The organism is Mycobacterium sp., from assembly GCF_051006775.1.
Taxonomy (GTDB): Bacteria; Actinomycetota; Actinomycetes; order Mycobacteriales; family Mycobacteriaceae; genus Mycobacterium.
In genome coordinates this window covers 1-9,138 of record NZ_JBPCSX010000102.1, presented here as the reverse complement: position 1 = coordinate 9,138, position 9,138 = coordinate 1, and the positions used below count along the sequence as shown (strand labels likewise).

The 9,138-nt window shown below is 66.3% G+C and carries 9 protein-coding genes and 3 pseudogenes; 4 read left to right on the top strand and 8 right to left on the bottom strand.

What is annotated here, in order from left to right:
• Positions 1-1,426: DUF4114 domain-containing protein (locus ACR2JI_RS07570; RefSeq protein WP_526389465.1), on the top strand; the 1,426-nt coding region annotated here is incomplete at its 5' end.
• Between the two features lie 31 nt (positions 1,427-1,457).
• On the opposite strand, the gene ACR2JI_RS07565 is transcribed toward ACR2JI_RS07570, so the two are convergent.
• A complete protein-coding gene (locus tag ACR2JI_RS07565) occupies positions 1,458-2,915 on the bottom strand; it encodes an NAD-dependent succinate-semialdehyde dehydrogenase (protein ID WP_526389464.1) in 1,458 nt (485 codons plus the stop codon).
• A gap of 49 nt (positions 2,916-2,964) precedes the next feature.
• Between ACR2JI_RS07565 and pgi the strand changes: the two genes are divergently transcribed.
• Positions 2,965-4,614 (top strand): glucose-6-phosphate isomerase, encoded by a 1,650-nt coding sequence (gene pgi / locus ACR2JI_RS07560; RefSeq protein WP_526389463.1) that lies wholly within the window; start codon positions 2,965-2,967, stop codon positions 4,612-4,614.
• A gap of 73 nt (positions 4,615-4,687) precedes the next feature.
• Here the strand turns inward: pgi and ACR2JI_RS07555 are convergent, their stop codons facing one another.
• The 7 genes and pseudogenes from ACR2JI_RS07555 to ACR2JI_RS07525 form a co-directional block, all read right to left on the bottom strand.
• Entirely contained in the window at positions 4,688-5,065 is a 378-nt protein-coding gene (locus ACR2JI_RS07555; RefSeq protein ID WP_526389462.1) for a hypothetical protein, read from the bottom strand.
• A 47-nt stretch (positions 5,066-5,112) separates the two neighbouring features.
• Positions 5,113-5,193 (bottom strand): annotated as a pseudogene (locus tag ACR2JI_RS07550) (SDR family oxidoreductase); the annotation flags it as partial.
• Between the two features lie 11 nt (positions 5,194-5,204).
• Complete coding sequence (locus tag ACR2JI_RS07545) at positions 5,205-5,663, bottom strand: zinc finger domain-containing protein (RefSeq protein WP_526389467.1); 459 nt, start codon at positions 5,661-5,663, stop codon at positions 5,205-5,207.
• A gap of 99 nt (positions 5,664-5,762) precedes the next feature.
• Positions 5,763-6,056, bottom strand: a pseudogene (locus ACR2JI_RS07540) (DNA-formamidopyrimidine glycosylase family protein); the annotation flags it as partial.
• A gap of 13 nt (positions 6,057-6,069) precedes the next feature.
• Complete coding sequence (locus tag ACR2JI_RS07535) at positions 6,070-6,471, bottom strand: phage holin family protein (protein ID WP_526389461.1); 402 nt, start codon at positions 6,469-6,471, stop codon at positions 6,070-6,072.
• A gap of 14 nt (positions 6,472-6,485) precedes the next feature.
• Entirely contained in the window at positions 6,486-7,223 is a 738-nt protein-coding gene (cobF, locus tag ACR2JI_RS07530; protein WP_526389466.1) for a precorrin-6A synthase (deacetylating), read from the bottom strand.
• Positions 7,220-8,398, bottom strand: coding sequence for an MFS transporter (locus tag ACR2JI_RS07525; protein WP_526389460.1), 1,179 nt, complete (start codon positions 8,396-8,398; stop codon positions 7,220-7,222). The genes cobF and ACR2JI_RS07525 overlap by 4 nt, the downstream gene beginning before the upstream one ends.
• A gap of 63 nt (positions 8,399-8,461) precedes the next feature.
• On the opposite strand from ACR2JI_RS07525, the gene ACR2JI_RS07520 reads away from it, so the two are divergent.
• Both ACR2JI_RS07520 and ACR2JI_RS07515 read left to right on the top strand, forming a co-directional pair.
• Positions 8,462-8,962, top strand: a complete 501-nt coding sequence (locus ACR2JI_RS07520) for a DUF2231 domain-containing protein (protein WP_526389459.1) — start codon at positions 8,462-8,464, stop codon at positions 8,960-8,962.
• A gap of 61 nt (positions 8,963-9,023) precedes the next feature.
• Positions 9,024-9,138: pseudogene (locus ACR2JI_RS07515) on the top strand (LLM class F420-dependent oxidoreductase); the annotation flags it as partial.

Here is a 9,138-nt window from a genome sequence, read left to right as displayed (position 1 = left end):
CGGCTCCAACACCCTCACCTATGACCCGACGAAGAACAACTCCCTGCTGGTCGGCATCAACATCGACCTGGAGGCCCAGTACAACCTCGCCGCGACCCGGCCCACCGGCTTCGACCCCTATCACGACTGGTACATGATGACCGACACAGGCCTCGCCGGCGCCGGCTCGCAGGCGGGCGGGGCGTTCGGAACAGTGGATCTCTCGCTGAGCCCAGCGACCCAGCGGGCTCGCCAGCTCATCGTCGACACTCCGCTGACCACCGGCTACACCGGCCGAGGTCAGCAGCAGAAGTACCTGGCTCCGCAGGCCGGCAAGCTGAGCCTGGTCGACTCGCTCGGCCAGCAAGTCGGAACGGCCGACGTGGTCGCGGGAACCGCGGTAGTGACCCTCAACCAGTTGGCCGCCCCGGGTCCGCTGCGGGTGACGTTCAGCGGCGATGACACCTCCTCCTATCAGGTCAACTTCCGCGGAATCAAGCTGGCCGACAACGTGGAACTGGGCCTCGCCTACGGGGACTGGAGTGGTCCGATCGCTCAGCAGGGAACCCAGCTCGCGCTCTCCGCAGACCAGACCGTTGCGGTGGTGCGGACCGACAGCGGGTCGGGCCAGGCGACATTCGGACTCAGCAACGGCACCAACTCGATAGTGCTGGCGCGCTCGACTCAGGGCGCGCGCAGTGGCTCGCTGACAACCGACGAACTCTTCCTCGCTGACCCCACCATCAATTGGCAGAGCAGCGAACGACGCTCCCTCGGCGGGGCCGGATCAGCCGCGGTGTCGGCCGGCAGCTGGACCCCGACGGCCGTCCTCAACCGCCGCGAGCTGACGCTGGTCAGCCTTCAAGTGGACTCCAATGGCGCTGTGGCACGGTTCGAATCCGGCCGCGTAGGTGACCCGACCGATGACGTGCTGGCCACCTACAGCCTGCCCAACACCGGTCGGACCACCAGCGCCCAGAACGGCGTGCTGACCGTGCGACGGCTGTCCGGCATGGCCAACGGCCTGGCACTGTACGAGGCCGATACGGTCACCGGCGCGGTGGTCGACGGCCAGGGCAAGACCTGGCTGCCAGGACAGTCCGGCTATCTGCAGGCCGCGCTGGACGATGCCAAACGGCTCGGCCTGGTGATTGGGGCGCAGGATATGCCGGGCTACGGAGAGACGACGGTGACGACCGACCTGCCACTGCAACTCGACCGAAACTATGGGGCACTGCTGCTCGTGGACGGCAGCGAGACCAATCTGCTCAGCTCCTACGCGGCGGCCAATCCGGGTAGGTCGAATCAGGCCCTGAGCTTGGTCGCACCCGACCGGGGCGTGAGCTTCAGCTTCGAGGATCGGCTCCCCTGGCAATGGGGCAGCGACCGCGACTTCAACGATGTGATCGTCACGATCACCACGGCCGCTCCGACCCTGAACGTCTAGGGCTCACCGAGTACTTCTCCGCCGGCGAGCGCTATGACGTCAGTGCGATGTACTTGATGTCGAGGTACTCCTCGATGCCCTCAAAGCCACCCTCGCGGCCGAAGCCGGACTCCTTGACACCGCCGAACGGCGCCGCGGGGTCGGAGATCACACCGCGGTTGACGCCCACCATGCCGGCCTGGATCGACTCGGCCACCCGTAGCGCCCGATCCAGCGACTGGGTGAAAATGTATGCAGCCAAACCGTATTCGGTGTCATTGGCCGCCGCGATGCCCTCAGCCTCGGTGTCGAAGCCGACGATCGGGGCGACCGGGCCGAACACCTCCTCCTTGAGGATGCGGGCGTCGGCAGGCACGTTGGTCAGCACCGTCGCCGGATAGAAATTGCCCGGTCCGCCCGGGGCCTGCCCGCCGCAGGCGACGGTGGCGCCCTTCTCGACCGCATCGTTGACCAGTTCCTGCACCGATGCGACCTGCTTGGGGTTGACCAGCGGGCCCAGCTTGGCTGACGGATCGAGGCCGTTACCGAGAGTGAGCTCGCCCATCTTCTTGACGAATTTATCGGTGAAATCATCGAGCAGATCGTTGGCGACGTAGAGCCGGTTTGCCGCCGTGCAGGCCTCGCCGCCGTTGCGCATCTTGGCCAGCATCGCGCCCTCGACCGCGGCGTCGACGTCGGCGTCGTCGAACACCACCAGCGGCGCGTTGCCACCGAGTTCCATCGAGGTGCGCAACAGTGCATCGGAGGCCTGCTTCAGCAGCGCCTTACCCACGCCGGTGGACCCGGTGAAACTCATCTTGCGCAGCCGGCCATCATCGATGAGCGCTGTGGTCACCTCGCGGGGCTGGTTGCTCGGCAGCACCGAGAGCACACCCTTGGGCAGACCGGCGTCGTCGATGAGCTTGGCCAGCAGCATCATCGTCAGCGGGGTCTCCTGCGCCGGCTTGACGATGATGGTGCACCCGGCCGCCAGCGCAGGTCCGATCTTGCGGGTGCCCATCGCCAGCGGGAAGTTCCACGGCGTGATCGCGTAGCAGGGACCGACCGGCTGCTTGGTGACGACGATGCGCCCGGTACCGGCCGGACTCGGCGTGTAGCGGCCGTGGATACGCACCGCTTCCTCGGCGAACCAGCGGAAGAACTCCGCGCCGTAGCGGACCTCTCCCATCGCTTCGGGCAGCACCTTGCCCATCTCCAGGGTCATCAAGGTGGCGAAGTCGTCGGCGCGTTCGATGATGGCCTCGAACACCGCGCGCAGGATCTCGCCGCGTACCCGGGCCGGGGTCGCCGCCCATTCGGCCTGTACCGCGCAGGCCGCGTCCAGGGCGTCGACGGCATCCGTCGCGTCCGCGTTGGCGATCGACACGAGCACCTCGTCGGTCGCCGGGTTGAGCACATCGAAGGTGGACGACCCCCGGCGTTCCTCACCGCCGATCCACAATCCGGTCGGAACCGAGGACAACAGCCGCTGAATATCTGATGTAGCCATGGGTCAATCATCTACACGACGAGCGGCGCGTGCACATAGGGTCTGGAGAATGAGCGCAGATATCGTGGCCAACCCGGCCTGGGACGCCCTCCGCAAGCACTACGGGCAGATCGGCAAGAGGCACCTGCGCGAGTTCTTCGCCGATGATCCGGCCCGGGGAACCGAGCTGACGCTGACGGTCGGCGACCTCTATATCGACTACAGCAAACACCGGGTGACCAGGGAGACCCTGACGCTCCTGCTCGCCCTGGCCCGCGCCGCCGGCCTGGAGGAACGCCGCGACGCCATGTTCGCCGGCGAGCACATCAACACCTCCGAAGACCGGGCCGTGCTGCACACCGCACTGCGGCTGCCGCGGGATGCGACGTTGACGGTCGACGGCCAGAACGTGGTCGCCGACGTGCACGCGGTCCTGGAGGCGATGGGCTCCTTCACCGACCGACTGCGGGACGGCCAATGGACCGGGGCCACCGGAGCGCGGATCAGGACCGTGGTCAATATCGGTATCGGTGGTTCCGACCTCGGTCCGGCGATGGCATATCAGGCGCTGCGCCACTACGCCGACGCCGGCATCTCCGCCCGTTTCGTGTCCAATGTCGACCCGGCGGACCTGGTGGCCAAACTCGACGGACTCGACCCGGCCACGACGCTGTTCATCATCGCCTCCAAGACCTTCACCACCCTGGAGACACTGACGAACGCCACTGCGGCGAGGCGCTGGCTGACCGACGCGCTCGGCAACGACGCCGTGGCCAAACACTTCGTTGCGGTGTCGACGAACAAGGAACTCGTCGAGGCATTCGGTATCGACTCGGCGAATATGTTCGGATTCTGGGACTGGGTCGGCGGGCGCTATTCGGTGGATTCCGCCATCGGGCTCTCCCTGATGGCGGTGATCGGCCGCGCGGCCTTCGCCGACTTCCTGTCCGGATTCCACCTCGTCGACCGGCACTTCGCCACCGCACCGCTGGAGTCCAACGCTCCGGTGCTGCTGGGGCTGATCGGCCTGTGGTACTCCGACTTCTTCGGCGCGGAAACCCGTGCGGTGCTTCCCTATTCGAATGATTTGGCCCGCTTCGCCGCGTACCTGCAGCAGCTGACCATGGAATCCAACGGCAAGTCGGTCCGTGCCGACGGGACACCGGTGAGCACCGGTACCGGCGAGATCTTCTGGGGCGAGCCGGGCACCAACGGCCAGCACGCGTTCTATCAGCTTCTGCACCAGGGCACGCGATTGGTACCGGCCGACTTCATCGGCTTGAGCCAGCCCACCGACGACCTGCCCACCGCCGATGGCAGCGGCAGCATGCACGACCTGTTGATGAGTAACTTCTTCGCCCAGACCCAGGTGCTGGCCTTCGGTAAGACCGCCGACGAGATCGCCGCCGAAGGGACCCCGCCCAGTGTTGTGCCGCACAAGGTGATGCCGGGCAACAAACCGTCGACGTCGATCCTGGCGGCCCGGCTGACGCCGTCGGTGCTGGGCCAGTTGATCGCCCTGTATGAGCATCAGGTGTTCACCGAGGGCGTCATCTGGGGTGTCGACTCATTCGACCAGTGGGGTGTGGAACTGGGCAAGACGCAGGCGAAGGCGCTGCTGCCGGTGATCACCTCTGAGGCCTCGCCGGCCGAACAGTCCGACAGTTCGACCGATGCACTGGTGCGCCGCTACCGGGAGGAACGCGGCCGGGTTCGGTGACCGGTCCCCGCCGAGCGTGAAGTTGGCTTCACCGTCGACGCCGAGAGTGAAGCTATCGTCACGCTCGCCTGAGTTAGCGCGGGATGTCGAGACAGCCGATGCCCGGCACGCAACCGCTGACCTCGGTGGGGGTGATTTCGCCGCTGGGGCCGCCCGGAATCGAACCTTGGATCAGACCCGGGGTGATTTCGCCGCTGGGCCCATCGGGGATGGAACCCTCCACCAGGTCCGGGGTGATTTCGCCGCTGGGCCCACCCGGGATCGAACCCTCCACCAGATCCGGCCCGACGGTGCCCGAGGGGCCGCCGGGGATCGAACCGGTCGCCCCGTCGGAATCCACCACGGCGCAGGCTGAGCCATCCGGGTTGACGCAATCGGGCGGGTTGGCGGCAGCCGGCGCTGCTGTGGCGAGCATGCCTGCAATGAGCGCGGCCACAATGATGCGGTTCATCACGTCATTGTCGTCCCATTGGCGGATTTAAGCGAACCGTTTGATGAACCGCTGGCGGCGAAGGCGCAAGCCAACCCGGCGCCGAGTCCGGAAGTGGCACCGGTGATGAGAATGCATTGTCTGACCATGTTGGGCCGCGTCATTTGAGCAGCCTCGACATCCTGCGGTCGGCGAGCACCTTGCCGCCGGTCTGGCACGTCGGGCAGTACTGAAACGACTTGTCCGCGAACGATACTTCCCGCACGGTGTCCCCACACACCGGGCAGGGCAGACCGGTTCGGCCATGCACCCGCAGCCCGGATCGCTTCTCCCCCTTGAGCGTCGCCGCCTGCTGGCCAACCGATCGACCCACCGCATCGGAGAGCACTGCGCTCATCGCATCGTGCAGCACGCCGATCTGCGCCGGCGTGAGTTTGGCCGCGGTAGCGAATGGCGACAGCCTCGCCACATGCAGAATCTCGTCACTGTAGGCGTTGCCGACACCGGCAATCACCTTCTGATCGGTTATCACCGTCTTGATCCGTCCGCCGTTGTGCGCCAACAGTTCTGCGAATTGATCGACGGTGACACCCAGAGCATCCGGGCCCAATGCGGCGATACCGGGTACCTGCGCCGGATCGCCGACAAGCCACACCGCGAGACGCTTCTGGGTGCCGGCCTCGGTCAGGTCGAAACCGCCGGCGGACAGGTGGACACGGACCGCGATCGGGCCCTTACCAGGCTTGAGTGGGGCGGTACTGAGCGCATCCGACCAGCGCAGCCAACCTGCCCGGGACAGATGGGTGATCAGGAAGAGATCCCCGGCCGCCAGACCCAGAAACTTGCCCCACCGATGCGCGGCGGTGACGGTGCGCCCGGCCAGTGCCGACACCGGCGGGTCGAAGGTCTTGAGTGCCGACAGCGATGCCAGGTCAACCCGATCAATCGTCTTTCCAACCGCGTGCCGTCGCAGATGGTCGGCGAGCGCCTCTACCTCCGGAAGCTCAGGCATACCCGGGGGTCAACTAGCCGCCCAGAGCGCGGTCAGCGCCACGGAACGGCACCGAGAAGGCCCAGCCGACGATCGACAACAGGATCGCCGCCCAGATCGCCGTCCACCAGAAATGGTCGATCTGCAAGCCCCAGTGCGTGGTGTGATCGGTGATCCAGGCCGTGATCCACAGCATCAGTGCGTTGACCACGACATGGAACAGACCCAGCGTGAGGATGTACAGCGGTAGAGACAGCAGCGTGACGAACGGCTTGATGAAAGCGTTCACCAAACCAAAGATCATCGCGACGACGAAGACGATGCCGATCGTCTGCAACGTCGAGTTACCGCCGATGAACCGCATGCCCGGCACCACGAGCGTGACCACCCACAGCGCCAGTCCGGTGATTGCCGCGCGCCCGAGAAAAGAACCCATGGCCGGTAAGTCTGTCACGGCCTTAGCAGGTAGGTGTCCATGATCCAGCCATGGCGGGCGCGGGCTGCCGCCCTGCGTTCGGCGATCTGCGCGCCGACCCCGCCCACCGTGCCGGCCATCAGGATCTCGTCGGGTGTGCCGAGGTAGGCGCCCCACCAGATCCGGGTCTGCGGCGCACAGCCCAGGAATGCGCAGTCGCCGTCCAGCATCACCACCGCCGAACCGGACAGCCCCTCGGCACGCAATTGGCGGCCAGTGGTGATCAGCACCGGTTCGCCGATGTCGTTGAGAGGGATGCGATGGCGTGCGGTCAGTGCCTGGATCGCCGTGACGCCGGGGATGACGTCGTAGCTCAGTTCGACGTGGTCAGCGACCTGATCGAGGATTCGCAACGTGCTGTCGTAGAGTGACGGATCGCCCCACGCCAGAAATGCCCCGACTCCGTCCGGGCCGAGCTCGGTCTCGATGGCGTCGGCCCAAAGCCGGGCGCGCGCCTCGTGCCAGTCGGCCACCGCCCGGGTGTACTCACCCTCGGTCGCGCGCGCCGGGTCGGGCAACTCGACGAATCGGTAGTTCGGTTCGGCGATGAAGCGGTGGCAGATTTCACGGCGCAGCGCGATCAGATCGCCCTTAGCCTCGCCCTTATCCATCGCAAAGAAGACCTGGGTGCCGTTGAGCGCCCGGATCGCCTGCGCCGTAACATGATCCGGATCACCAACGCCGATACCGATGACATGGATGATTCGCATCAGCGCGCCTTTCCCCGGGGTCGCAGCACCATCCACCGTCCAAGCAGGGCGGCTGCGAAACAGGCTCCCACAGTCCCGGACACCAACAGTGGCAGCCGTCCATCGGCGCCCCACAACAATCCCGCCCATATCCCCGCGACCAGAATCGCCAACCCACTGCCGCCCTGGAAAACCCCCTGGGCGCTGGACTGCCGGTCAGGGCCGACCAGCGAGGAGACCCAGGCCTTGCCGACCCCGTCGGTGCACGCGGTGAACACCCCGTACACGCCGATGAACACCCAGGCCAGCACGTGGTCGCGGGTGAGGCCTAGGCCCAGGTAGCCGATTGCGAAGAACACCAACCCGATTCCGAACACAGCAGACCGCGGCACCCGGTCAGCCAGCACACCGGCCGGATAGCTGGCGAGCGCGTAGACGAGGTTGTAGGTGACATAGGCAAGGATGACCGAGACCACGCCGAAGCCGATTTCATTGAGCCGCAATAACAACAGCGCGTCGGGGAAGTTCACCAGCCCGAAGCCGACCACCACGGTGGTCACCCGCCAGAACCGGGCGGGCAGATCATGCAGTCCGCTCATGATCGGCTGACGCGGCGGCCGCGGGCCGGTCCGGCGTTTCTCCGACACCAGTCCGATGAGCAGAACCGACAGCACGGCCGGAACGACAGCAACCCACAGCAGTGGCGCGATGCGGTGGTCGAGGAGTTCGTATCCGGCTAGACCCAGTAGCGGGCCGATGACGGCACCGAGAGTGTCCATCGTGCGGTGAAATCCGAAAACCCTTCCCCGGGCGCCGGAGTCGATGCCGTCAACCAGCAGTGCGTCCCGCGGGCCGCCACGAATGCCCTTGCCGAGCCGATCGACCACCCGGCCACTCAGCACTCCCGGCCAGGCGCCGGCCGCGGCGACCATCACCTTGCCCAGTGCTGCCATGCCGTAACCGGTCGCTATCAGCGGACGTTTGGCGAACCGGTCGCCGAGCGGGCCGACCGCGAGTTTGGTGACCGACGCCGCCCCTTCGGCCGCGCCCTCGATGGCACCGACCACCGCCGGCGGCGCACCGAGCACCGCGGTGAGATAGATCGGCAGCAACGGGTACAGCAGCTCGCTCGCCGTGTCCTGCAGGAATGACACCGCCGAGAGCACCCGCACATTGCGGGTCAGCCAGACACGTTTCATTGGTCACCAGTCTGCACCTGTCGTTGTCGGCGTAGACGCGCCCGGGCTTGTAACATTCGGCGCATGTCGACCTTCAACGGACTTCCGGTCCATGCCCTGCTAGTCCACTTCATCGTGGTGCTGGCCCCGCTGACCGCAGTCCTGGCGATTCTGTGCGCCGTATGGCCGGCGGCGCGCCAGCGACTGGTCTGGCTGGTGCTCGCCCTGGCCCTCGTGACGGCCGGACTGACCCCGCTGACCACCGAGTCCGGCGAGTGGCTCGAGCACCACGTCGAGGAGTCGGAGTTGATCGAGGCGCACGCCGCGTTGGGCGACACGATGATCTACTTCGCGCTGGCACTACTGGTCGCCGCAATCCTGCTGGCGGTGCTGCACGTCCGGGCGAACCGGGGTAAGGCGCTATCGACGGCATTGGCAGCGGTGATCGCCGTCTTCGTGGTGGTCGCCTCGGTCGCAACCAGCGTCCAGGTGTTCCGCATCGGCCACTCCGGTGCGACCTCCGTCTGGGAAGACGGGTTCACCGCCACTCCGGCCGGCGACAAAGGCGACACAGACGAGGGATAAGAGCGAGCCGGACGCCGGCAAAAGCGCCAACGCGAACTAGAACAGGTTCTAGTATCAGGGTGTGCGATTCACCTTTGCCGAGGCAATGACCGACCCGAGCTACTACATCCCGCTGGCCCAGGCGGCCGAGGCCGCCGGGTACCACGCCATGACCATCCCCGACAGCGTGGCCTATC